The sequence below is a fragment of the Paenarthrobacter sp. TE4293 genome (assembly GCF_050435325.1).
Classification (GTDB): domain Bacteria; phylum Actinomycetota; class Actinomycetes; order Actinomycetales; family Micrococcaceae; genus Arthrobacter; species Arthrobacter nitroguajacolicus_C.
In genome coordinates this window covers 34,881-55,214 of the sequence record NZ_JBNJRY010000010.1, presented here as the reverse complement: position 1 = coordinate 55,214, position 20,334 = coordinate 34,881, and the positions used below count along the sequence as shown (strand labels likewise).

Here is a 20,334-nt window from a genome sequence, read left to right as displayed (position 1 = left end):
GGGGCACGCCCGGAAGTATTCCCGGGAAGCCTCAGCGCCCCTCACGTTGGGTCAAAAAACGCCACCGTGGCCTCGGAAATCTGCTGCTGGGCAACATCGCGACCCACAGAAGGTTCGCCGTCACCAGGTTGGGGTCCGTAGTTCCCGAAGAATGCATGGTTACCGCCCTGGACCTCCACGAACGTGGCATCCACGGGCAACAGCTCCCGGGAAGCATCGATCTTTTCCGGCGTGCTGAGGCCGTCTTCCGATCCGGAGATGGACAGAACGTTCAGTCCTCCCCTGTCGCGCATGGAATCCAGCGGGTAGGAGGCGTACAACAGCAGGCCGTCAACATCCTGGTTCGCCAACGCGAAAGAGCTCGCACTGACTCCACCCAGCGAATGACCCCCTACCGTCCATGTAGAGATCTCCGGATGCGCCGACATGGTCCCGCGGGCCTGGTTTCCGTCCAGCAAACTGAGATTGAGGGGCGTCTTCAGAATCACCACCAGGACGCCGGCATCCGCTGCCGGCTTGAGAATATCCAGATAGGCCCGGGCTTCAACCCGTGCCCCCGGGTAGAAGACGAGCCCCTTGCTGGCCCGTCCGCCTTCGGGTGCCATGACGATCGCCGTCGGCTCGTCAACCACCGAAACACCGGCCGCAGCCTCGGCCGCACCGGCCGGCTGGTAAGAAAAGGGGTTCAGCCACACCAGCATGGCTACCAGCGCCAGCACAGCCACCCGCCCCGCCCACGCGCCGGCGAGTCGCAGCACTGAACGCTTGCAGGAAGTGCCGCGGCGCCGCCACAGCAGGATGCCCCAAAGCAGTCCGACGACGGCGGCGGTCACCAACAGCGCCGGGAGCAACGGGTGGCCGCGCAGAACGGCCGGGTTCCCTGTCAGCATCCAGAGCGGAACAAGGACCAACGCCGCGGCACAAACGCCCGAGGCCCAGAAGAGAGCACGCCCGCGGGTCGCTGTGAGGGCATCAGGAGAGGAAGTCATCCTCCCATAATAGTTCCATGATGGAGATACTTTGATCCTCCCGATGGGGATGCCGGAGGATCATCGCCGCGGGGCGTGCGTGGACAGGAAGGCAAACGTCTTGTCCCGCGCCTCGCGCGCCTCGTCGAAGTTCAGGTGGAACTGGTACTCGTGAGGCAGTTCAGGCTGGTGGGTAGCGGGCCAGAACAGCTCGGTTACTGGAACACCGGCATCCTTGAGACGGTTGCTGTACGGCACGGACTGCAACCAGGTGAGCCCGTCACCGTTTCCGCCACTGATGAAGGTCGGCGGGAAGTCATCAGTGACGAAATCGATGGTGGACATGGTGGCACCCGCGTAGGTGGCGGACCAATCCTTGGTACCCGTGTAGGCCCAGAGGGACGTCTTGAACCCCCAGGCCACGATGCCACTGAGATCCGCCATGGCCCGGAGATCGTAAACACCGCAGTGAAGGATGGTGGCCGCAAGATCCGATTTTTGGAGTGCCGGCTCGATCCCCATGAGGTTTGCATATTCCGGGTTAACGGTGAGCGTTGTCATCTGGCTGGCGAGCTGGGCCCCGGCAGAGTCACCGGCCAGGACTATCCGACTGGCGTCCACGTTCAGTTCGGCAGCGTGGGACTTGATGTAGGCGAGGGCCTCATTGATGTCGCGCACGGCCGTGGGATAGGTAGCCTCGGGGGCGATCGGGTAGCTCATGCCGATGGTGGTGTACCCCTCGGCCGCGATGATCTGGAGATAGGGGTTCACATCGCGCTGCGCCCCGGAAATCCAAGCGCCACCGTGAATCCACACCACCGTTGGAAGCGGCGCAGTGGTTCCTTCAGGACTAAAAACATCGAAGGTGGAGCCGGGCTTATAGACCACCCCGGCCTGCGTTCGCAGCGGCGTATCCGGCACGTACGGCGTCATCTCATCAATGGTTGCCTGCGCTCCGCGCTCGAAAACACTGCGGATCAGCAGGGCGGAAGGCCAAGGGGTAGCGGAAAGGAGGAGCGCGACGACCAGCACCAGCAGGATCGCCACCTCGAACTTGCGAAGCCGTGAGGAGCGTTTTCGTGGAGCCCGCGGTGGCGAACCCGCCACCGATTCGTCCTGTTTTTCGTTGCTTTGGATCGATTCCAACGGCCCCATCACACACTCCCCCGGTCGGCGCACCTGTGGACCATGGTACGACCGCCGGGGCGTTTCCCGACGTCAGGCCCGCGGCCGTGCCGCGGTCAGCAAGACTCCTTCGCCGCCGTCAAAGGTTACCGTGTGAAACGCTGGACCCCGCGCGACCTCCCGGAACCCCCACGCCCGATGCAAAGCCAGCGATGCCTCATTCCGCGCGTTGACCACATACCAAGCGCTCTCCGCCCGCGCCCAGATCCAGTCGAGCCGGCCCGCAGTCAGTTCCGTCGCCAGTCCACGTCGCCGGAAATCCGGCAGCACGGTGACGCCCCCCAAATAATGCCCGGCCGGCGCTTGGCCATCGCCGTAGTCCCAATAATGCGTTTTAGCCCACCCCACGACGGCGGACCCTCCGTCCATTCCATTGTCACCTGGCGTTTCGGCCACCAGAACCAACCGCGCCGGGTCCGCAATCGCCACACGGACGCTCTCCGCAAAACGCGGGGCATCCGCGGAGGAGCTCCGCGCTGCGGCCAGGTCGACCGCGCCGATGCCGGGAAGATCTGCGGCCACGGCAGGGCGGATCACGAACGTCATGCTGTTAGTTAGTTTTGGCAGGTGCTTGCACTATGGGTTGAAACTCATAATATGGGATAAGTAATGTGACCTGCCTCATGATGCGACTTGGGTTCCGACCGCTGCCCTATTGATCGTCCATGTCAGGGTCAATCCGGTGACTTTCCTGATCCTTCTGCCATCGCACGAAAGAAGACCATGACAGACCAAACCATTGCCCCGCTGGACGGCGTCCGGGTCCTGGAACTCGGCAACTACATCGCCGCGCCCACGGCAGGCAGGCTGCTGGCCGACTTCGGAGCTGAGGTCATCAAGGTCGAACGTCCGGGGACCGGGGACGAACTGCGCAATTGGCGCCTTCATAAGGGCAACACCTCCATGCTGTACCGCACCCTCAACCGGAATAAGAAGTCCGTGGTCCTGGATTTGCGCACGGACGCCGGCAAGCAGGCAGTGCTGGAACTCGTTGCCAAGTGCGACATCCTGCTGGAGAACTTCCGGCCCGGCACCTTGGAAAAGTGGGGCTTGGGTCCGGAGGTCCTCAACGAAGCGAACCCGGACCTCATCGTCACGCGAATTTCCGCCTTCGGGCAGACGGGCCCGCTGTCCGAGCGGCCCGGCTTCGCCGCCGTCGCCGAAGCTTACGGGGGGTTCCGCAACCTGGTGGGCGACCCGGACCGCGCACCGGTACGGGTCGGCGTCTCCATCGGAGACTCGATCGCGGGGCTATACGCCGCCTTTGGTTCCGTAATGAGCCTGTACCAGCGTGAAGCCCGACGCCGGGACTCGGGCGGCGCTGTCCCGCTCACTGAGCGCATTATTGACGTCGCACTGAACGAGGCCATGTTCTCCATGATGGAATCGCTGATTCCGGATTATCAGGCCTACGGCGTGGACCGCCAGCGCGTGGGTGGACGGATGGAAGGCATCGCCCCATCCAATGCGTACGTGTGCAAGGACGGGGCGAGCATCGTCGTGGCCGGCAACGGTGACTCGATCTACCAGCGGTACATGCAGACCATAGGCCGTCCGGACCTTGCCGGGGACCCTCTCCTGCAGACAAATGCCGGTCGCTGGGCACAGCGTGAAGAACTGGACCAGGCCATCGGCGAGTGGGCAGCCACACTGTCAGCGGTTGAAGCCCTGGCTGCGCTCGAAGCAGCCGGCGTTCCCGCCGGGCCCATTTACACCGCCGCAAACATCAGCACGGACAGCCAGTACGCCGCACGCAACATGATCCAGAAATTCGACGTTTCCACGGGCGAGGAAATCCTCCCCGGGGTGGGCTTCCCGGGCATCGTTCCTGTCATCGGCCACCAGTCCTTGCCCATCCGGAACCTCGGCCCGGACCTGGGCGAAAACACCCAAGAAATCCTGGGCGGACTCCTGAACATGGATGCCGTGCAGATCGACGCGGCTTCAGGCCGCGAGGAGGCCCTCCGACCATGAACCAGTTTGACAGCCCCCTGGCCACGACCCTGGGCGACGCGATCCTGCGGGATGTCACCCTGCGCGACGGACTCCAGCTCACCGGCAAGCTCCTCCCCACAGATCAAAAGATTGAGACCGTGCGGGAACTCCTGCGGCTGGGAGTGCCAGCCATCGAACTGGGGTCCATGGCCCGCGCCGACCTTGTTCCCACCATGGCGAACACCTTGGACGTGGTCCGGGCCCTCACCCCCGAGGAACTGGAGAAGTGCTGGATCTGGGTAGCAACACCCGGCCATGTGGCCAAGGCAGCAGCCGCCGGGGCACGAAACTTCCAGTACTGCCTGTCGGCCTCGGACTCCCACAACAAGGCGAATATTGGGCGGACCACTGACGAGAGCCTGGCTGCCTTGCCCCAGGCTGTTGAGTACACCCGTGCAGTGAATGGCCGGATCCAGCTGTGCATCGCCACCTCTTTCACGTGCCCGTTCGAAGGCTACGTCCCCGAGGAGCGAATCCTCTCCATCGCCAACGATCCCCGGGCTGACGGCACCACGGACATCGTCATTTGCGACACGCTTGGGCAAGCCGTTCCCGCCCAGGTGTCCCGCCTGATCACGCGCGTACGGGATGAGTCCCCGGCACGGCGGATCGTCTACCACGGCCACGACACCTGGGGATTGGGCGTAGCGAACACGCTCGCCGCCATCCAGGCCGGCGCCGCCATGGTGGACGGAGCCCTCGGCGGGCTCGGCGGCTGCCCCTTCGCTCCCGGGGCCAGCGGCAACACCTCCAGCGAGGACATCCTCTTTGCAACCCGTCCTGCGTGGCTGACACCGGATGCCTTCGGGGGGCTTGTGGTGTTGGCTGAAAAGCTGCTGGCCGAACTGGGTGAGCCGAACCGTTCAAAATCGGCCCAGGGCGCGCGTTCCCGGGCGGAGGCCTTCGATTGGGTCATCCCCTCCCCCGTCCAACCTGCTCCTGTTGAGCCTGCCGGCGCCGGAGGCAACTAGTCCGGCCTGCCGGCTCCTCCCGCGGCCATGAGTTCCAGGCGCCTGAGTGTCTCACGGTTCCGTACTGCTATGACGGGGTCCCGCAGCACCTTGGGAACAGCCTTACCCGGGCCGCGGACGGCGTCTTCGCCGATGGACACCCGGCACTGGGAGTCACCAAGGTCTTCCAGCGTGATCAGGACCTTGGCTTCTCCCAAGGGCCAGCCCCTGGCGAGGAGTTCCAGCTTCCGGCCGGGTTCCATGGCGGTGACGCGGGTGCTGTCATCGATCAAAAAGGGCCAGGAACCAACAGAATGGTGGAGCTTGGAGCCCACCTGCGGCCACTGGTCGTCGACCTTCCGGATCCTCGAGGCACCCACCACCCAACCGGAATAGAGCCAGCCATCAGCGATGACTTCCCAAACATGGGAGACAGGCGATGTGAACAACTGCGTCACGGTGGACATGGGGCCCCTTTCTGCGCAGTTGTGGCGCGCGCTGACGTTAAGCTAAGCATGCTTAGCGTTAGCTGGCCATAGGGTGGTGGCCATCAGGGGTTTGGCTTAGTGGCCTTGCCGTCCAGCCAGAGTGTGTCCGACTCGTCCCGATGCGATCCGTCCGACCCCACATGCTTGCTGTCAATCCGTGGACCCTTCTTGATGACGTGCACCAGCGCCATCCCATGGCCACGGCCCAGGTCGTAGTCGGCTTTGAGCCATTCGAGGATGGTACCGGCCTTCACGGAAGGGTCTTTGAAGCCCTTGGCTTCCGCGATTTCGACCAGTTGCCGCGGAGTGAGGCCGGTCTTGTCTTCAACGGCGTCAAGATATGCCTGGAACGACATCGGGATCACCTTTCCTTACTGGAATTCCTGGAGGTAGGCGTGACTCTACTGGAATCGGGAACCATGATCACGTTTCGTGTCGCGCCGGCCCTTGTCCCCTACACTGATCGCATGGACTGCCCCTTGTGGCGATCGATCACGGGTTACCTCGCCGTCGCTTCAACCCTGTCACTCGTGGTCGGGTGCGCCCCCGGCAGTACAGACCCGCAGCCAAGCCCGGGAAGTGCCGACCCCATCACCGTCGAGGTCAATCAGTCCAGGGACCAATACGGCAAGCATGCAATCTTGATCCAGCTCACCAACACCACTGACTCGTCATTGACGGTCACCTCGGCGCAGTTGGGCTCGTCCCTGTTTGAAGGCACCATTTCATGGGATTCGGGCGAAAGCCTTGTCTTGCCACCCCGCCAACCCAAGAGTCTTCCTGCCGCCCTACCCTCCGCAGCGTGTGGCCCCGGTGCCGCCGCGGACGTGGTGACAGCCAGCGTGACGTATTCACAGGCGGGCCAAGACCCCGTGGAGTCCAGGACCAAGGCCTCAGATCCCTTCGGAGTCCTCGGGAGGAATGCGGGCGAACTCTGCCTCGCAGCGGAAGTCGCTGACATTGCGACGCTGGCCTTGGACCCCGCCCTGGAGGTAGCCGCCGACGGAAGCACCGCCGTCGTACGTCTTATCGCCACGCCGTCTTCAACCGGCGGCTCGGAACGGACCTTGATCATCGAAAGCATCGACGAAACGACGTTGCTGGCGCAAGTTCCCACCGATCCGTGGCCCCGGGACACCACCATCGGCACGGCGGGCTCACGTGAGCTGCCGCTCAGGATCAGGCCTGCACGCTGCGATCCCCACGCCGTTGCGGAAGACAAAGTAGGGACGCTGCTGCCGCTGAGGGTGCGGGTGGGCGAACGGGAAGGCTTGGTGAAAGTCGCAGCCCCGGCCGAACTACGCGGACGGATCTACGACTTCGTGACGGCGGCATGCTCACCGTGAATCCCGGGACCCCTGGCCCGCACCTTTAGCCGATGATGGGGAGGGCGGATGGAGCGCTTTCCACCAGGACCTTGACGTCTGCATCCACCGTCTTGACCTCGCCGTCCATTTGGTACGGCAATGGCTTGAGCGTAGTGAATTCGTAGCTGCTCACACTGGGCTGATCGCCCAGGCCCTGGGTGGTTGCGCGCAGGGCCGTCAGCAAGACACGCCATTTGGGCATGTGCGGAAAGACGATCACCTCAAATTTTCCATCCGAAGGAATGGTGTCCGCCTCACTCAAAGTGGCGTACTTGGCCATCTCGTTGATGTTGGCGAAAACAAGGCTGTCGAACTTCCGGCGCTTGCCATCAGCCAACCGGATACCGAAAGGCTCGAACTTCGAGAAGGTCTGTATGACGGTGACCATTTCCTTGAGTGCACCTTTACTGCCCTTTTCGAGTTCCGTCGCCACCACTGGGGTGAGGCCGAAGCCGATGTAGGAGTGCGCATACTGGGCTGGCTCATGGTCCGGCTGCCCGGTGTGGATCCGGAGGAGATCGATGTTGTGGACCCGTCCCTCCGCAATGGCCTCTTCGAGCGGTTTGGTGCCGACAATCCGGCTATGGTCGTTCGCATTGCCGGCGGCCCTGACGGCGCACACGGCCTTGGGGTTCCCGGCCTGCATCACGCCGTTCACGACCTCGTTGTAGCCGCCATCGCCGCTGACCGACACCACCAGGACGTCGCCGCCCTTCGCAGCGGCTTCGCGTGCCAGATCCACGGCGTGGCCGGCGTGCTCCGTGGGTTGAAGGGTGATTACCGGATCGTAACTGAGGAGTTCCTTCAGCCGGTCATGCAACTGCTGCGCCAACTCAGGCGCATCCCCTGTGCTGTTGGGATTAAAGATAATGACAATTGACTCAAAGGTCCGGGCAGAATCCACGGCGTACTCCTGATTCATTGCGAGGTCCCTTTTTCAGGCGGTAGTTCCCCTTGGAGTTCCCATACTATTCGCAATGTCAGGGGGTTCCGGATGAACACTGAACGTGAAAGCATGAAAACGGGTTCCCGGAAGGGGGATCTGAATCTATCAGTCTGATGTGGCTTGGAGTTGCGTCAGCAGCGGGGAAAGCCCATGAAAGACTCACGCCAGACGGCAAGAGCGCTTGTCCTGGAGCACGAGGTCACCCTGGATGATCTTTGGGCTTGGTACTGGGCCAATGGCGGGAATGCCAGGCTCTGGGATTTCGACGCCTACCTTTTTGGCATCCAGGAGCGGGATCCGTTCGAACTGAAAATTCTTACCTGGGCCATGGAAGACCTTGAGGCCCGCTCGCTGCTCTGACTACCGGTGCAGCTTCAGTTCTCTCCCGGGAACCGTCCACCGATCAGCCTGGTCATATGCTCAGCGGTGCCCAGAAGGGGTTCCACCCACGCCTCGCAGGTTTCAAGGGGCATCCGCAGGGTCGGACCGCTGATGGTCACAGCACCCACCAGGCCGGCGGCTGAATCGAAGACCGGCGCTGACAGCCCGGATGCGCCGTCCTCCCGCTCACCTACAGTGATGGCGAACCCGTCTGCGCGGGTCTTCTTGACGGCGGCTTCAAGTTCCTCGGAACTGGTGATGGTGTAGTCCGTGATTGATTCGAGCGGGTCCCGCAGCACAGCTTCCATCAGCTCAGGAGACCAGGCGAGCAGCACCCTGCCCGCCGATCCGGCGTGCAGCGGGACAATCTTGCCCAGGTGCATCTCCCGGCGAAGGGCGTGATGGGTTTCGGCCATGGCCACGCATACCCGGTAATGTTGCTCGGCCTTGAAAAAGCACGCCGTCTCACCGGTGGTGTCCCGGAGGGTCTTGAGGAGCGGGCCCAAAACGTCGACAACTTCCATTCCCCGGGTTGCCGGCGCCGCCCAGTAGGCCATCCGCATGCCGATTCGGTAGGCGTCACCTTCCCGGTCCAGGAAGCCCTGGGAGGTCAGGTTTGTCACCAAACGCTGCACCGTGGAGGTGGGCATTCCAGTGGACTCGCGGATGTCCGCCAGCTGGAGCACCGGCTTGGACAACGAAAAGGCATCCAGGATGGACGTGATCTTGCCAAGGACGAGCAAAGGGTTGCCGCCGGCCTTCGCGGAAGCATCGGATGCTGACATAGGACTCACGCTAAACGGTCCGGCAAGGTCGCGCCAATCCCGCCGGTAGGGTTGCAGCATGGGGACAGTTCTGGAAGCCGAAGGCTTGCTTGTTGGGTATGCCGGGGCACCGGTGTGCGGTGAAGTTTCTGCATCCGTGGGCGCGGGTGAGGTCCTGGGAATCGTTGGCGTCAACGGCGCCGGGAAGTCAACGGTGGCACGGACCATCGCCGGGCGGCAAGCCCCACTGGCCGGAGACGTGAAAGTCCACGGGCTCCTCATCGACCCCGACGCCGTCCCCTTCCGGCGGCAGGTTTCCGCCGTTTTCGACGACGACCTGTTCTTCCCGTCCCTCACTGTCCGGGAACACCTGCTCCTCATCGCCCGCGGCCATTCCCTGGACGATCCCGACGCCCGGGTTGAGGAAGAACTGAAATTCTTCGGGCTCCTGGGCAGGTCCCACGCAATCCCTGATGCGCTGTCTTCCGGCCAGCGCCGCAGGCTGCTGCTCGCAGCAGGACTCATCCGCCCGTCGTCGCTCCTGATCCTGGACGAACCGGAGCAGCGGCTCGATCCCCGGATGCGGGTGGCCCTCGGTGAGCGCATCGCCGCCCATGCCGAAGATGGTGGAGCCGTTGTCCTGGTGACCCATGATCCGCAATTGCTGCTCTCCACAGCCTCGACGTGCTTGGTCATTGACGAGGAAGTCCGCGAATTCGATCCCGAGCAGGGGGCCTCGATCATTGCCGGCTCCTGACATGGTCATCCGTGGAACGTCCTTGCCGGAGCGTGAGCTGGCTGCTGATATTGTCCGTTTCACCCGCAGGTCCGCCAGACGCTACAAACGCAGCCGGACCTCGTGGGGCGACCGCTTCGTCGACGCCTACAGCTGGGGACTTGGCGTCGGCGTATCCCTGACCATCGCGGCCTCGTTTGTCCTGGCACTGCGGAACGAGATTGCGGACCGGGCCTCCACCAGCAACAGCATCATCCGGACGCAATGGCTCGTCCTGCCCGAAGCGGTGTTGTGGACGTCCGTGACGTTCGCGGTCCTGGTGGTCATCAGCAACCTGGCGCGCAAGCTCGGACCCCTGACCGTCAATGGCGCGGAGAGCACCTGGTGGCTGACGCTTCCCGTGGACCGCCGCGCCATGGTCCTGCCGCCGTTCCTCCGCAAAGTCGCGGTCACAGCGGTGGGTTCGGCAATCATCCATCTGCCCTTCAGCATGGTGACCGCGGTGGACCGCGCCCCTGTTGAGCACGTCCTGGCTTCGTTGACGTTCGCCGCCGCCAGCGTCATTGGTGTGGTGATGGCAGCGATGCGACAGCTCGGTTTGTTGGGGCCGCGTCTCGGTAGAGCCACGACGACGGCGGCCCTCCTCGCCTGCGCGGTCCTTCCTTCACTGTCCCGGACACTCTGGCCAACAGTGCTGGCCAGCGTCGCCGCCGTCGGACTTCTGGCGCTGGTGGTGCCACGCGCCGGGTCCGTGCGCGGTGATGAGCTGGTTCGCGGCGGCGCAGTGGCCGGCCATGCCGGGGCGTCGCTGTTCATGATGGACTCCAATGAGGTGCTTCGCGCCTTCAGCGGCGGCCGTAAGGAAGTCGACGGCGGCAGGGCAGCGGCCTTGTACGCCCGGCCTGCGCGCGGCCCCCTGAGGGCGCTGATCCGGGCGGATGCCGTAGCCTTCCTCAGGCTCAATCCCCCACTGATGCCACCCCTCCTCTGGCTTGCTGCCTGCCTCGGCATACTGCTCGTGGACGGCGGATTGCCCGAGTTCGCACAGTTGGCGGTCATCGTGATCGCGGGGTGTGCGACGGCCTCCGGCATGGGAACGGTCGCCCGTAAAACCGCCTTGGTTCCGGAACTCGACGCCCTGCTGCCACTCCATCCGGCGCTGGTCAGGACCAGCCGTACGCTCATGCCGTGCCTGGCGATGTCCTTGTGGATGGCAGTGCTCAGCGGGCTCTTGGTCCTCCTCGGCGCCGCAGATCCGTGGCTGATATGCGTCGGCGCGCTGGCAGGTGCCGGCATGGGCGCGGGCACCCTCCGCGGGGCCACGCGGACGCCACCGGACTGGACCGCACCACCGGTCGAGACTCCCTTCGGCCCCGTTCCCCGCGCCCAGCTGGGCTCACTGCTGCGCGGGCTGGACGTTACCGTCCTGGCGACTGTTCCTTTGCTCGCGGCGCTCTACCTGGGGTACGTCCCATGGATCGTCGTGACGGTGCAGGCCCTGTTCAGCGCAGGGATCTTCCTGGTCGTCGTGCTCTCACGGCCCAAACAGACCTGACCGGCGCCTAGAGCAACACCGTTCCCTCGATGCACGTAGCTGAGGCGCCACCGATCCAGATCTCGCCGTCCTCGGCTTTGACATGGACCCGACCGGCCCTGCCCAGTGCGGTGCCTTGGGCCGCAACGTATTCCTTGGGCGCCCGGCCACTTCCCATCAGCCACTGGGCCGCCCCGGCATTAAAACTGCCGGTGACAGGGTCTTCCACCATGGCGTCGCCCGGAATGAACGTTCGGACTTCGAAGTCGACGGCGGCGCCCTGCGGATGCGGGCCGATCACCCCCACCTTGAGGTCACCCAAGGCGGCCAGGTCCGGCGCGATGGCCAGCACCTCTTCCGCGGAGCTGAGGAGCACGCCGATCCACGCGGGCCCATTGACCAGCCACGACACATCCAGCAAAGCATCCATGGGCAGCCGCAGTCCTGCCGCCAGCTGAGCCCGTACTTCGTCCGACACTGGACCGAAGCGTGTCAGCGGCGGGGCGGCGAACGCCAACCGGCCGGCGTCGTGCTTGACCTTTACCAGGCCCGCGCCGCACTCCTGCACCAGGACACCGTCTGTCTTGGGCACCCCCCCGGTTTGGAGCCAGGTGTGCGCCGAACCCAGCGTGGGATGCCCGGCGAACGGGAACTCCTCGCTGCCCGTGAAGATCCGCACCTTATAGTCCGCTTGGGGGTCGGTGGGTGGGAGCAGGAAGGTGGTCTCGGACAGATTGGTCCAGTTGGCGAAGTGCTGCATAGTGTCGCTGCTGAGTCCCTCGGCATCGACGACGACGGCCAACGGGTTGCCGAGGTAGGGCTGGTCGGAGAAGACGTCCACTTGGTGGAAGGGGCGGCTGCGGAGGGCGTCGGAAGTCACCGGTGCAGGCTATCACCGCTTGCTGGGCCGTGAGGCTGACGCACCCGCCCCGAGTCTGCGAAACTACGGACATGGCAGAGAACAAGACCCAACCCACGGGCGTATCCGTGGAAGAATTCCTGGCCGCTGTGGAGCATCCCACCCGGCGCGCGGACGGCTTCGAGCTGCTGGAGATGATGCGTGACCTCACTGGCCAGGAAGCCGTCATGTGGGGTCCCACCATCGTTGGCTTCGGCAGCTACCACTATAAATACGGGACCGGCCGCGAGGGTGACTCGGCCGCCGTCGGTTTCTCACCCCGCAAGGCCAATCTGGCCCTGTACGGGCTGACGTATGGTCCCGGGGCGGACAGGCTGCTTCCCGAACTCGGCAAACACAAGACCGGCGCCGCTTGCCTTTACGTCAACAAACTCGACGACGTGGACCGGGGTGTGCTGGCAGAGCTGATCCGCGCCGGATACCGACATGTGATGAACGAGCTGCACACGCCCTAGCTCCCGCGCCGAGATGGCAGTTGATGACGGTCCCGGGCCCCAACATTGGCAATAACTGCCGCCTCGGTGCACAGAAAAACCCCCGCCACCGGATTCCGGTAGCGGGGGTCTCTCTTGCAGTCAGGGACTACTTTGCGCTGCGTAACACTCCCTAAAACCTCGCAAGCTCGGTCTCAGGGAACCCTGCGTTACTTGCTGGCAACAACCTCAAGGTCGATAACAGCGGAAACATCCTCGTGCAGGCGAACGTTGGCCGTGTACGAACCGACAGACTTGATGTGGTTCGGCAGTTCAACGTTGCGCTTGTCGATGGCGCCGAGGCCAGCGGCCTCAACAGCAGCAGCGACATCAGCCGGCTTGACGGTGCCGAAGAGACGACCGGACTCGCCGGCCTTCACCTCGAGCTTGACCTTCTTGGAGGACAGAGCCTGGGCCTGGGCCTGCGCAGCTTCAACAGAAGCGTGGGCACGAGCAGCGCGGGCAGCCTTGATGGACTCAACCTGCTTCTCGCCACCCTTCGACCAGGTCAGGGCGAAGCCGCGGGGCAGCAGGAAGTTACGTGCGTAACCGTCCTTGACCTCAACAACGTCGCCAGCAGCACCGAGACCGGTTACTTCGTGGGTCAGAATGATCTTTGCCATGTTAGTTAATCCCTTCCCTTAGCCGCGGCCAGCGCCGGAGTAAGGCAGCAGAGCAACTTCGCGGGCGTTCTTGATTGCCTGGGCGATCTTGCGCTGTTCCTGAACGGTAACGCCAGTAACGCGACGAGCGCGGATCTTTCCGCGGTCGGAGATGAACTTGCGCAGCAGTGCTACGTCCTTGTAGTCGATGACGGTGATGTCAGCGGCCTTCAAGGGGTTGGACTTTGGTTTGGGCTTACGGAGTTCAGCCTTAGCCATCGTGGAGCTCCTTTTCTATGGAGCCCGTGGATATTGATCCACGGGATGGTGGTGTTCGACGGCGATGATCACCAGGGGGCCTTTCGGCAGTTCCGGTGAGCGTCCGGCGTCGGACGTTAATGTGGTGTTTAGAAGGGAGGTTCGGAATCCGGGCCGTTGCCCCAGCCGCCTGCATTGCTGACACCGGGCGTAGCCCAGGGGTCATCCTGCTGCTGAGCGGGCTGGTTGCCACCCCAGGTTCCACCGGAGTTGCCGCCGCCCTGGTTTCCACCAGGAGCGCCACCTCCGAAGCCACCGGAATTACCGGCGTTACCGCCACCGAAGCCACCCTGCCCGCCGCCGGAGCGCTGGGTACGGTTGACCTTGGCGTTGGCGTAACGCAGGCTCGGGCCGATCTCGTCGACCTCAAGCTCGATAACGGTGCGCTTCTCGCCTTCTTTTGTTTCGTAGGAACGGCTCTTCAAACGGCCGGAAACGATGACGCGCATGCCCTTGGTGAGGGATTCGGCCACGTTTTCGGCTGCTTCGCGCCATACAGATGCGCGGAGGAACAGGGTTTCCCCGTCCTTCCACTCATTGGACTGGCGGTCAAAGGTCCGGGGAGTAGAAGCGATGGTGAAGTTCGCTACTGCTGAGCCAGACGGGGTGAACCGCAGCTCGGGGTCATTGGTGAGATTACCGATGACCGTAATAGTGGTTTCGCCTGCCATCTACTGCCTCCTTGTTCGTTCCTGCGGGGTAAAGATCTGGAAGGGGCTGATTACTCAGCTACGACCTTCTGGTCTTCAGGACGGATGATCTTGGTGCGCATGATCGTCTCGTTGAGAGACAGCTGGCGATCAAGTTCCTTGGCGGTAGCCGGTGCTGCGGTGAAGTTCACCACGGCGTAGATACCTTCGGACTTCTTCTTGATGTCGTACGCCAGACGGCGACGGCCCCAGATATCAACCTTTTCGATGGTTCCACCATCGGTGGTGATGACATTGAGGAACTTCTGAAGCGACGACTCTACGGTACGCTCTTCGACCTCGGGGTCGATGATTACCATCAATTCGTAAGGACGCATATGTGAACCCACCTCCTTTGGGCTAAGCGGTTACGGTATTTCCGTAACAGGAGGTTCATTTGCGATGCTGTGCACCCGCTCCCCCGCCGAAGACTCGGAAGGAGGGCGCAACACAGACTTCAATATCTTAGTGCATCTCCTGCACCCAAAGCTATTCGAGGGCACCCCGGCCCGGAACCAGGCAGTTTACCTATGTGGAAAACGGGGCCGCGCAGCAGGGAATACTGGAGTCATGACCGTCCTGAAGTCCACCGTTCTCTTCGTCCTGGCCGCCATGGCGGAGATCGGCGGTGCATGGCTCATCTGGCAGGCCGTCCGCGAAGGCAAAGCGTGGTGGTGGGCAGGACTCGGCGTCATTGCACTGGGGATCTACGGTTTCTTCGCCGCCTTCCAGCCGGAGGCACACTTCGGCCGGGTCCTGGCCGCGTACGGCGGCGTCTTCATCGCCGGCTCACTTGCTTGGGGAATGCTGGTGGATGGATTCCGTCCGGACCGCTGGGACGTGATCGGTGCGGCGGTCTGCGTTGTGGGCGTGGGCATCATCATGTTTGCGCCGCGGCCGGGCGGCTAAGTCCATGCATGACAAAACCCCCGGAAGATGACCTTCCGGGGGCTTCTCTGTGCGCGGAGGGGGACTTGAACCCCCACCCCCTTTCGAGGACTAGCACCTCAAGCTAGCGCGTCTGCCATTCCGCCACCCGCGCAGGTGATCAGGAGAAACAGTGTTTCGTTTTTCTCCTCGACAGCGACAAAGACAGTAACACGAATGCAGTGAATCTGTGGATTCCTGTTGCCTCGACCACCCCGGGCCGGCTCACGGCTAGGGTGGTGGCCATGGATGCCGCACCCCTGAACGCCCTGGTCCTGACCATAGTTTTCGCCGCGATTGCGCTCTACCTCCTGTATTTCGTCGTCCGCGCGGGTGTGCGCGACGGCATCCTCCAAGCCGAGCAGAAGCGTGATGCGCCTCCCCGGAACCCCACTGACTAGGGTGGGCGTATGGACAAGGTGAGGGTAAGGCGGAGCCGTCTGCGTTTTGTCGTCATGGTTCTGGCCGGGGCAGCGACTCTCGTCGCGACGGGCATGTCAGGTAACTGGGTGGATGCTCCGGCAGTCGGCTGGGCCACCGCCGCCCTGGTGTACGTGGTGTGGGTGTGGCTGGTCATTGCCCGTTTGGACCCCTGGGAAACCCAGCGCCATGCAACCTCGGAGGACCCGTCCCGGGGAGTCACGGATCTGCTGATCCTTGTCGCCAACCTGGCCAGCCTTGCTGCTGTGGCCGCTGTCATCGTCAATTCACATACTGAAGGGACCGACGCCCGCTTATCCTCGGCGGCCCTCGCCCTGGCATGCGTAGGACTGTCCTGGATGCTGGTTCAAACACTCTTCACGCTGCGTTACGCCGAGCTTTACTACAGCCAGGACGCCCATGCGGGAGGTGATGTGGGAGGCATCAGCTTCAACCAGGACCGTCCGCCGCAGTACACGGACTTCGCCTATCTGGCCACAAGTTTGGGCATGACGTACCAGGTGTCGGACACTAATCTCGGTAACCACGCGGTCCGGCTCGAGGCGCTGAAACACAGCCTTTTGTCCTACTTGTTCGGAACCGTCATCCTGGCTGTCACCATCAACCTCGTCATCGGCCTGGCCCAGTAGCCCGATGTGGCGCCTTAAAAACGCAGCGTTCTAAAACGCAGCGGGGCACTTAAAACGGAGCGGGGCAGCCGCCGTCGAACATCGACGTTGGCTGCCCCGCGACAAGAAACGCTTACGACGCCGGTCCCCCGCCGATGGTCGCCTGCTCGGCTTCCGCCGTGGTCGCCGGGGCGGAAGGCGTGGCGCCCTTCCGGCGGTACCGAAGCACACCGATACCCACCACAATGGCGGCCAAAGCCAGCGACAGGAACAACGATTCGCGGGTGGATTCGATGATCACCATGCCGATGATGAGCGCGATGATGGCGCCGATGGCAATCCATGTGAGGTACGGGAAGAACCACATCTTCAGGTCGAGGTCCTTGGCAGCAGCCCCCATGCGTTTGCGAAGGATGAGCTGCGACGCCGCGATGACCAGCCAAACGAAGAGCGCGATGGCTCCGGAGGTATTCACGAGGAACAGGAACACTGTGTCCGGCGCGATGTAGTTCAGGCCGACGGTGATGAACCCAACCACGGTGGAGGCCAGCACTGCCGCCGCCGGAACGCCGCGCTTGGAGATCTTCATCCACGACTTGGGGGCGTCGCCGCGCTGGGAGAGCGAGAACAGCATGCGGCTGGCGGTGTAGAGGCCGGAGTTCAGGCAGGACAGCACCGAGGTGAGGACAACGATGTCCATGATGGTACCGGCTCCGGGGATGCCGTAGAGCTCGATGACGGCAACGTAGGGGCTCTTGGCGACTGAGGCATCGTTCCACGGCAGGAGCGTCACCACGATGGCAATGGATCCGATGTAGAAGATCAGGATTCGCCACACGGTGGACTTCACGGCCTTCTTGACGGCGTCCACGGGGTTCTCCGATTCGCCGGCAGCAATGGTGGCGATTTCGGCACCAAAGAAGGAGAAAACCACCACAAGGATGCCTGCAAGGACTGCACCGGGACCGTTCGGCATGAAGCCGCCTTGGTCCAGGAGGTTGGCAACACCCGGGGCCGAAACACCCGGCATCAACCCGAGGATGGCTGCGATGCCGGCCAGCAGGAAGATGACGATGGCGGCGACCTTGATGGAAGCGAACCAGAACTCGAACTCACCGTACGACTTGACGGAGCCAAGGTTGGTCAGCGTCAGGAGCACCATCAGAAGGAGCGCCCAGACCCACTGGTCCACGCCGGGAACCCAGCGATGCATGATGGCGGCGCCCGCTGTTGCCTCGATGCCGAGGACGATGATCCAGAACCATGCATAGAGCCAGCCAATACTGAACCCAGCCCAGCGGCCAAGGGCTTTGTCGGCGTATGTGGAGAACGAGCCTGTCTCCGGGTTGGCTGCGGCCATCTCGCCAAGCATTCGCATGACGAGGATGACCACCAGGCCTGCGGCCAGGTAGGCCACGAGGATGCCCGGGCCTGCCTGCTGGATGGCGGCCCCGGAGCCCACGAACAGTCCCGCTCCGATGACGCCGGCGATGGCGATCATGGAGAGGTGTCGTGGCTTCAGGGATTTCGAAAGCTGTTGGTCAGCGTGCATGGATCGGCGCCGTCCTTTAGTTTGGGGTTGGCCACAGTGGTGTGCCACGGACCACATGACTAGTTCACGTTAACCCGCATCCAGACCCGCCAAGCTATGCAGGCGAACAGTTTGCCCACCCCGAAACAGGGACAATGCACAAAATGTAACCCTAAAGGCATCCGATGTTTCCTAGAGAAAACATTTGAAACAGCCCTGAAATGACTGTTTGATGCTTCCCGTCAGACGACAGTCCGGAAGAAGAGTTCCGTCACCGCTGCCAACCTCTTAGGATCGTCCACTCCACACAGTTCACGCGCCGAGTGCATGGACAACAACGGAATACCTACGTCCACCGTCCGGATTCCCAGGCGGGTGGCAGTCAAGGGGCCAATGGTGGAACCGCAGGGGAGGTCGTTATGGGACACGTACTCCTGGTAGGGCACGCCGGACTCGTCACAGAGCCGTGCCCACAGCGCCGCACCGGTGGCGTCGGTGGCGTAGCGCTGGTTTGCGTTGATCTTCAGCAGGGGGCCGCCGTTCAGCACTGGCTTGTTGGCTGGATCGTGCTTTTCCGGGTAGTTCGGGTGGACAGCGTGGCCGGCGTCGGCTGACACGCAGAACGACGCCGCCAGGGCCTGCCGCCGCTGGCTCACGGAGGCGCCGAGGCCGTCTGAGACGCGCACCAGGATGTCCTCGAGAATGGGACCGCAAGCACCGGAACGCGAGTTGGAACCGATCTCTTCATGGTCGAAGGCTGCGAGGACGGCGATCGGACCATCGCTCGGTGCGGCCGAAGCGTGCTCAATCAGGGCCACCAGGCCCGCGTGCGTGGAGGAGAGGTTGTCCATCCGGCCGGAGGCGAAGAACTCACCGTTGGCCCCGAAAACCGCCGGTGCCTGCGTGTCTGCCACCACGACGTCGTACCCGCCAATCTGCGCGGCATCCACGGTGGCTCCTTCGACGCGATCGGCGAGCAGTGCCAAAAGATCTTCGCCGGCAGGGTCGCCTTGGCCAAAGATCGGGTTCATGTGCTGCTGCTTGGACAAGTGCAGGCCATTGTCATTGACCCCACGGTCCAGGTGGATGGCCAGCTGCGGGAAGCGCAGGAGGGGGCCCGTGGCCGTCAGGTGCTGCGTGCCGTCCCGCATGACCAGGCGGCCGGCGAGCTGCAGTTCCCGGTCCAGCCACGAGTTCAGGAGCGGTCCGCCATAAACCTCGACGCCGGCCTGAAGCCAGCCGAACTTGCCGGTGGTGGGTTTCGGCTTGAGTTTGAAGGACGGGGAGTCGGTGTGGGCACCAAGGATATTGAAGCCTGTGGTGGGGCCGGCGGCCTCGGGCGTTACCCACGCGATCAAGGCACCGTCGCGGATCACGTAGAAGTTGCCCGCTCCGCCATCCCAGGGCTTCACTTCATCCAGCGCCGTGAACCCTGCGGCGTCCAGACGGCGGGCGGCCTCGTGTACCGCGTGGAAGCTCGATGGTGACGCTGATACGTATGCGCCGAGGTCCTGGATGTGGTCAACTGCTGCGGAGGCATTCGAAGGCATGACCCCGAGTCTAGCCCCGCTTCCCTTCGTGACCGGGCTAGACGGTGACGTTGAGTGCGGCCGTGTAACCGCCATCGACCGAGCCGGATATAGTCGCCAGTTGGTATATTCCGCCATCGCCCCCAAAAACGTTGTCCGAGGTCAGACTGGTCTGAGGAAAGTTCCGGGCACTGGTCTCGTAGCCGTCGGTCGCGTAGACCTCCTTGCACGCCTTCTCGGTGAGGGCAATCTGGGAGACGGCCAACACTTGCCCGGCAGCCGTGGTGTTGCTGAGTGATTTAAATACCTCAAAGTGAATATGTGGCCATCTCCCGCTGTAAGCGCCGGGGTAGATGGTGCTGAACGTGAGCTGCCCCTTGGCGTCCGCTTCCTGCACGCCGCGAAGGTAGTTCTCGTTCTCGAGCCCCGAATCGTAGAGCGAATACTTGCCGTTGTGGTCGCAATGCCAGACGTACACCGCGGCGCCGGCCAGCGGTGAGCAGCCGTTCGCGTTGTCCAGGAGCGTCAGTGTCACCGTCAGTGGCACACCCTCCGCCTTGGTGGTGGACGTTCCGAAGCTGGACCTGATGTCGCGACGGACCACTCCCGAAGCTTCCAGGGCGTTGGGCCCATTGGAACCATCTCCGGGGTAGGGTCCGAGCGTCTCCCCGGGGATCTCCACACCACATTCCGCGAAGGCCCGGGTCACCGTGCTGGTCGCCGAAGGTGAGGCAGCCGCCGTCGTACTTCCCGTTGCCGAGGCGGAAACGCTGCCAGTACTCGACGGCGCCTCGCTGGTGCCGCCGCTGCCTCCGGTTCCGGGGGTGCAGGCTGCCAGAGCTGCCGCCGTCCCTGCACCGAAGAGGACACCCAGGGTGCGCCGCCGGCTCAGGAGCGTGGACAGATCGAATTCAAGGCCGCGGTCGTGGTTCGGGTGCGGAGTGGTCATGCCTCCATGAAACCCGCGCGGGCTGGGTCTTGTA

Annotated in this window: 25 protein-coding genes and 1 tRNA gene; 10 read left to right on the top strand and 16 right to left on the bottom strand. The window is 63.3% G+C overall.

The window, feature by feature from the left end:
• Window positions 1–41: 41 nt before the first annotated feature.
• The 3 genes from QF015_RS18610 to QF015_RS18600 form a co-directional block, all read right to left on the bottom strand.
• On the bottom strand, window positions 42–989 hold the full coding sequence (locus QF015_RS18610) for an alpha/beta hydrolase (RefSeq protein ID WP_429390391.1): 948 nt from the start codon (window positions 987–989) through the stop codon (window positions 42–44).
• A 60-nt stretch (window positions 990–1,049) separates the two neighbouring features.
• Entirely contained in the window at window positions 1,050–2,123 is a 1,074-nt protein-coding gene (locus QF015_RS18605) for an alpha/beta hydrolase (protein ID WP_310208042.1), read from the bottom strand.
• A gap of 63 nt (window positions 2,124–2,186) precedes the next feature.
• Entirely contained in the window at window positions 2,187–2,699 is a 513-nt protein-coding gene (locus tag QF015_RS18600; RefSeq protein ID WP_310208045.1) for a GNAT family N-acetyltransferase, read from the bottom strand.
• Window positions 2,700–2,876: 177 nt separating this feature from the next.
• Here QF015_RS18600 and QF015_RS18595 point away from each other — a divergent pair, with 177 nt between their 5' ends.
• Together QF015_RS18595 and QF015_RS18590 are read left to right on the top strand one after the other, a co-directional pair.
• Window positions 2,877–4,127 (top strand): CaiB/BaiF CoA transferase family protein, encoded by a 1,251-nt coding sequence (locus QF015_RS18595; protein ID WP_429390390.1) that lies wholly within the window; start codon window positions 2,877–2,879, stop codon window positions 4,125–4,127.
• Window positions 4,124–5,119, top strand: coding sequence for a hydroxymethylglutaryl-CoA lyase (locus QF015_RS18590; protein WP_429390389.1), 996 nt, complete (start codon window positions 4,124–4,126; stop codon window positions 5,117–5,119). The genes QF015_RS18595 and QF015_RS18590 overlap by 4 nt, the downstream gene beginning before the upstream one ends.
• Here QF015_RS18590 and QF015_RS18585 read toward each other — a convergent pair.
• Both QF015_RS18585 and QF015_RS18580 read right to left on the bottom strand, forming a co-directional pair.
• Entirely contained in the window at window positions 5,116–5,565 is a 450-nt protein-coding gene (locus QF015_RS18585) for an SRPBCC family protein (protein ID WP_310208052.1), read from the bottom strand. The genes QF015_RS18590 and QF015_RS18585 overlap by 4 nt on opposite strands.
• A gap of 83 nt (window positions 5,566–5,648) precedes the next feature.
• Window positions 5,649–5,942 (bottom strand): DUF4287 domain-containing protein, encoded by a 294-nt coding sequence (locus QF015_RS18580; RefSeq protein WP_310208054.1) that lies wholly within the window; start codon window positions 5,940–5,942, stop codon window positions 5,649–5,651.
• Between the two features lie 39 nt (window positions 5,943–5,981).
• On the opposite strand from QF015_RS18580, the gene QF015_RS18575 reads away from it, so the two are divergent.
• A complete protein-coding gene (locus QF015_RS18575) occupies window positions 5,982–6,932 on the top strand; it encodes a hypothetical protein (protein ID WP_429390388.1) in 951 nt (316 codons plus the stop codon).
• Between the two features lie 25 nt (window positions 6,933–6,957).
• Here QF015_RS18575 and QF015_RS18570 read toward each other — a convergent pair whose 3' ends face one another.
• Window positions 6,958–7,875, bottom strand: coding sequence for a diacylglycerol/lipid kinase family protein (locus QF015_RS18570; RefSeq protein ID WP_310208060.1), 918 nt, complete (start codon window positions 7,873–7,875; stop codon window positions 6,958–6,960).
• Window positions 7,876–8,049: 174 nt separating this feature from the next.
• On the opposite strand from QF015_RS18570, the gene QF015_RS18565 reads away from it, so the two are divergent.
• Window positions 8,050–8,259: a hypothetical protein gene (locus QF015_RS18565; RefSeq protein WP_310208062.1), complete on the top strand. Its 210-nt coding sequence runs from the start codon at window positions 8,050–8,052 to the stop codon at window positions 8,257–8,259.
• 14 nt (window positions 8,260–8,273) lie between these two features.
• Here the strand turns inward: QF015_RS18565 and QF015_RS18560 are convergent, their stop codons facing one another.
• On the bottom strand, window positions 8,274–9,065 hold the full coding sequence (locus QF015_RS18560; protein ID WP_310208064.1) for an IclR family transcriptional regulator: 792 nt from the start codon (window positions 9,063–9,065) through the stop codon (window positions 8,274–8,276).
• Window positions 9,066–9,123: 58 nt separating this feature from the next.
• Between QF015_RS18560 and QF015_RS18555 the strand changes: the two genes are divergently transcribed.
• Window positions 9,124–9,801 (top strand): ABC transporter ATP-binding protein, encoded by a 678-nt coding sequence (locus QF015_RS18555; RefSeq protein WP_310208065.1) that lies wholly within the window; start codon window positions 9,124–9,126, stop codon window positions 9,799–9,801.
• A gap of 1 nt (window position 9,802) precedes the next feature.
• The gene (locus QF015_RS18550) at window positions 9,803–11,335 is read left to right on the top strand and encodes a DUF6297 family protein (RefSeq protein WP_429390387.1); all 1,533 of its coding nucleotides are present in this window, start codon (window positions 9,803–9,805) and stop codon (window positions 11,333–11,335) included.
• 7 nt (window positions 11,336–11,342) lie between these two features.
• Here the strand turns inward: QF015_RS18550 and QF015_RS18545 are convergent, their stop codons facing one another.
• A complete protein-coding gene (locus tag QF015_RS18545; protein ID WP_310208071.1) occupies window positions 11,343–12,194 on the bottom strand; it encodes a PhzF family phenazine biosynthesis protein in 852 nt (283 codons plus the stop codon).
• 71 nt (window positions 12,195–12,265) lie between these two features.
• Here QF015_RS18545 and QF015_RS18540 point away from each other — a divergent pair, with 71 nt between their 5' ends.
• Window positions 12,266–12,688 carry a DUF1801 domain-containing protein gene (locus QF015_RS18540; protein WP_310208074.1) on the top strand — a complete coding sequence of 141 codons (423 nt, stop codon included), beginning with the start codon at window positions 12,266–12,268 and terminating at the stop codon, window positions 12,686–12,688.
• Window positions 12,689–12,876: 188 nt separating this feature from the next.
• Here the strand turns inward: QF015_RS18540 and rplI are convergent, their stop codons facing one another.
• From rplI to rpsF, 4 genes are all read right to left on the bottom strand, one after another.
• Window positions 12,877–13,329: a 50S ribosomal protein L9 gene (rplI, locus tag QF015_RS18535; RefSeq protein WP_310208075.1), complete on the bottom strand. Its 453-nt coding sequence runs from the start codon at window positions 13,327–13,329 to the stop codon at window positions 12,877–12,879.
• Window positions 13,330–13,347: 18 nt separating this feature from the next.
• Window positions 13,348–13,587, bottom strand: coding sequence for a 30S ribosomal protein S18 (gene rpsR / locus QF015_RS18530; protein ID WP_003800144.1), 240 nt, complete (start codon window positions 13,585–13,587; stop codon window positions 13,348–13,350).
• A gap of 128 nt (window positions 13,588–13,715) precedes the next feature.
• On the bottom strand, window positions 13,716–14,297 hold the full coding sequence (locus QF015_RS18525) for a single-stranded DNA-binding protein (RefSeq protein WP_011776754.1): 582 nt from the start codon (window positions 14,295–14,297) through the stop codon (window positions 13,716–13,718).
• Between the two features lie 50 nt (window positions 14,298–14,347).
• Window positions 14,348–14,653 (bottom strand): 30S ribosomal protein S6, encoded by a 306-nt coding sequence (rpsF, locus tag QF015_RS18520; RefSeq protein WP_011776755.1) that lies wholly within the window; start codon window positions 14,651–14,653, stop codon window positions 14,348–14,350.
• A gap of 232 nt (window positions 14,654–14,885) precedes the next feature.
• Between rpsF and QF015_RS18515 the strand changes: the two genes are divergently transcribed.
• Window positions 14,886–15,224 (top strand): YnfA family protein, encoded by a 339-nt coding sequence (locus tag QF015_RS18515; protein ID WP_310208078.1) that lies wholly within the window; start codon window positions 14,886–14,888, stop codon window positions 15,222–15,224.
• A gap of 50 nt (window positions 15,225–15,274) precedes the next feature.
• On the opposite strand, the gene QF015_RS18510 is transcribed toward QF015_RS18515, so the two are convergent.
• Window positions 15,275–15,357: transfer RNA gene (locus QF015_RS18510), tRNA-Leu, on the bottom strand.
• A 130-nt stretch (window positions 15,358–15,487) separates the two neighbouring features.
• On the opposite strand from QF015_RS18510, the gene QF015_RS18505 reads away from it, so the two are divergent.
• Window positions 15,488–15,643: a hypothetical protein gene (locus tag QF015_RS18505; RefSeq protein WP_310208081.1), complete on the top strand. Its 156-nt coding sequence runs from the start codon at window positions 15,488–15,490 to the stop codon at window positions 15,641–15,643.
• A 9-nt stretch (window positions 15,644–15,652) separates the two neighbouring features.
• Window positions 15,653–16,312, top strand: coding sequence for a DUF1345 domain-containing protein (locus tag QF015_RS18500; protein WP_310208083.1), 660 nt, complete (start codon window positions 15,653–15,655; stop codon window positions 16,310–16,312).
• Window positions 16,313–16,424: 112 nt separating this feature from the next.
• Here QF015_RS18500 and QF015_RS18495 read toward each other — a convergent pair whose 3' ends face one another.
• The 3 genes from QF015_RS18495 to QF015_RS18485 form a co-directional block, all read right to left on the bottom strand.
• Entirely contained in the window at window positions 16,425–17,843 is a 1,419-nt protein-coding gene (locus tag QF015_RS18495; RefSeq protein WP_429390386.1) for an amino acid permease, read from the bottom strand.
• A gap of 221 nt (window positions 17,844–18,064) precedes the next feature.
• Window positions 18,065–19,372 (bottom strand): M18 family aminopeptidase, encoded by a 1,308-nt coding sequence (locus QF015_RS18490; RefSeq protein WP_310208089.1) that lies wholly within the window; start codon window positions 19,370–19,372, stop codon window positions 18,065–18,067.
• Window positions 19,373–19,409: 37 nt separating this feature from the next.
• Complete coding sequence (locus QF015_RS18485) at window positions 19,410–20,300, bottom strand: intradiol ring-cleavage dioxygenase (RefSeq protein ID WP_429390385.1); 891 nt, start codon at window positions 20,298–20,300, stop codon at window positions 19,410–19,412.
• Between the last annotated feature and the right edge of the window lie 34 nt (window positions 20,301–20,334).

What these genes read in the sequence shown, in the direction of transcription:
- QF015_RS18550 (WP_429390387.1), top strand. Translation starts at nt 9,803, where the DNA reads ATGGTCATCCGTGGAACGTCCTTGCCGGAGCGTGAGCTGGCTGCTGAT.
- QF015_RS18540 (WP_310208074.1), top strand. Translation starts at nt 12,266, where the DNA reads ATGGCAGAGAACAAGACCCAACCCACGGGCGTATCCGTGGAAGAATTC.
- rplI (WP_310208075.1), bottom strand. Translation starts at nt 13,329, where the DNA reads ATGGCAAAGATCATTCTGACCCACGAAGTAACCGGTCTCGGTGCTGCT.
- QF015_RS18485 (WP_429390385.1), bottom strand. Translation starts at nt 20,300, where the DNA reads ATGACCACTCCGCACCCGAACCACGACCGCGGCCTTGAATTCGATCTG.
- QF015_RS18590 (WP_429390389.1), top strand. Translation starts at nt 4,124, where the DNA reads ATGAACCAGTTTGACAGCCCCCTGGCCACGACCCTGGGCGACGCGATC.
- QF015_RS18495 (WP_429390386.1), bottom strand. Translation starts at nt 17,843, where the DNA reads ATGCACGCTGACCAACAGCTTTCGAAATCCCTGAAGCCACGACACCTC.
- QF015_RS18585 (WP_310208052.1), bottom strand. Translation starts at nt 5,565, where the DNA reads ATGTCCACCGTGACGCAGTTGTTCACATCGCCTGTCTCCCATGTTTGG.
- QF015_RS18505 (WP_310208081.1), top strand. Translation starts at nt 15,488, where the DNA reads ATGGATGCCGCACCCCTGAACGCCCTGGTCCTGACCATAGTTTTCGCC.
- QF015_RS18605 (WP_310208042.1), bottom strand. Translation starts at nt 2,123, where the DNA reads ATGGGGCCGTTGGAATCGATCCAAAGCAACGAAAAACAGGACGAATCG.
- QF015_RS18500 (WP_310208083.1), top strand. Translation starts at nt 15,653, where the DNA reads ATGGACAAGGTGAGGGTAAGGCGGAGCCGTCTGCGTTTTGTCGTCATG.
- QF015_RS18580 (WP_310208054.1), bottom strand. Translation starts at nt 5,942, where the DNA reads ATGTCGTTCCAGGCATATCTTGACGCCGTTGAAGACAAGACCGGCCTC.
- rpsF (WP_011776755.1), bottom strand. Translation starts at nt 14,653, where the DNA reads ATGCGTCCTTACGAATTGATGGTAATCATCGACCCCGAGGTCGAAGAG.
- QF015_RS18565 (WP_310208062.1), top strand. Translation starts at nt 8,050, where the DNA reads ATGAAAGACTCACGCCAGACGGCAAGAGCGCTTGTCCTGGAGCACGAG.
- QF015_RS18560 (WP_310208064.1), bottom strand. Translation starts at nt 9,065, where the DNA reads ATGTCAGCATCCGATGCTTCCGCGAAGGCCGGCGGCAACCCTTTGCTC.
- QF015_RS18570 (WP_310208060.1), bottom strand. Translation starts at nt 7,875, where the DNA reads ATGAATCAGGAGTACGCCGTGGATTCTGCCCGGACCTTTGAGTCAATT.
- QF015_RS18515 (WP_310208078.1), top strand. Translation starts at nt 14,886, where the DNA reads ATGACCGTCCTGAAGTCCACCGTTCTCTTCGTCCTGGCCGCCATGGCG.
- QF015_RS18595 (WP_429390390.1), top strand. Translation starts at nt 2,877, where the DNA reads ATGACAGACCAAACCATTGCCCCGCTGGACGGCGTCCGGGTCCTGGAA.
- QF015_RS18600 (WP_310208045.1), bottom strand. Translation starts at nt 2,699, where the DNA reads ATGACGTTCGTGATCCGCCCTGCCGTGGCCGCAGATCTTCCCGGCATC.
- QF015_RS18610 (WP_429390391.1), bottom strand. Translation starts at nt 989, where the DNA reads ATGACTTCCTCTCCTGATGCCCTCACAGCGACCCGCGGGCGTGCTCTC.
- QF015_RS18490 (WP_310208089.1), bottom strand. Translation starts at nt 19,372, where the DNA reads ATGCCTTCGAATGCCTCCGCAGCAGTTGACCACATCCAGGACCTCGGC.
- rpsR (WP_003800144.1), bottom strand. Translation starts at nt 13,587, where the DNA reads ATGGCTAAGGCTGAACTCCGTAAGCCCAAACCAAAGTCCAACCCCTTG.
- QF015_RS18525 (WP_011776754.1), bottom strand. Translation starts at nt 14,297, where the DNA reads ATGGCAGGCGAAACCACTATTACGGTCATCGGTAATCTCACCAATGAC.
- QF015_RS18555 (WP_310208065.1), top strand. Translation starts at nt 9,124, where the DNA reads ATGGGGACAGTTCTGGAAGCCGAAGGCTTGCTTGTTGGGTATGCCGGG.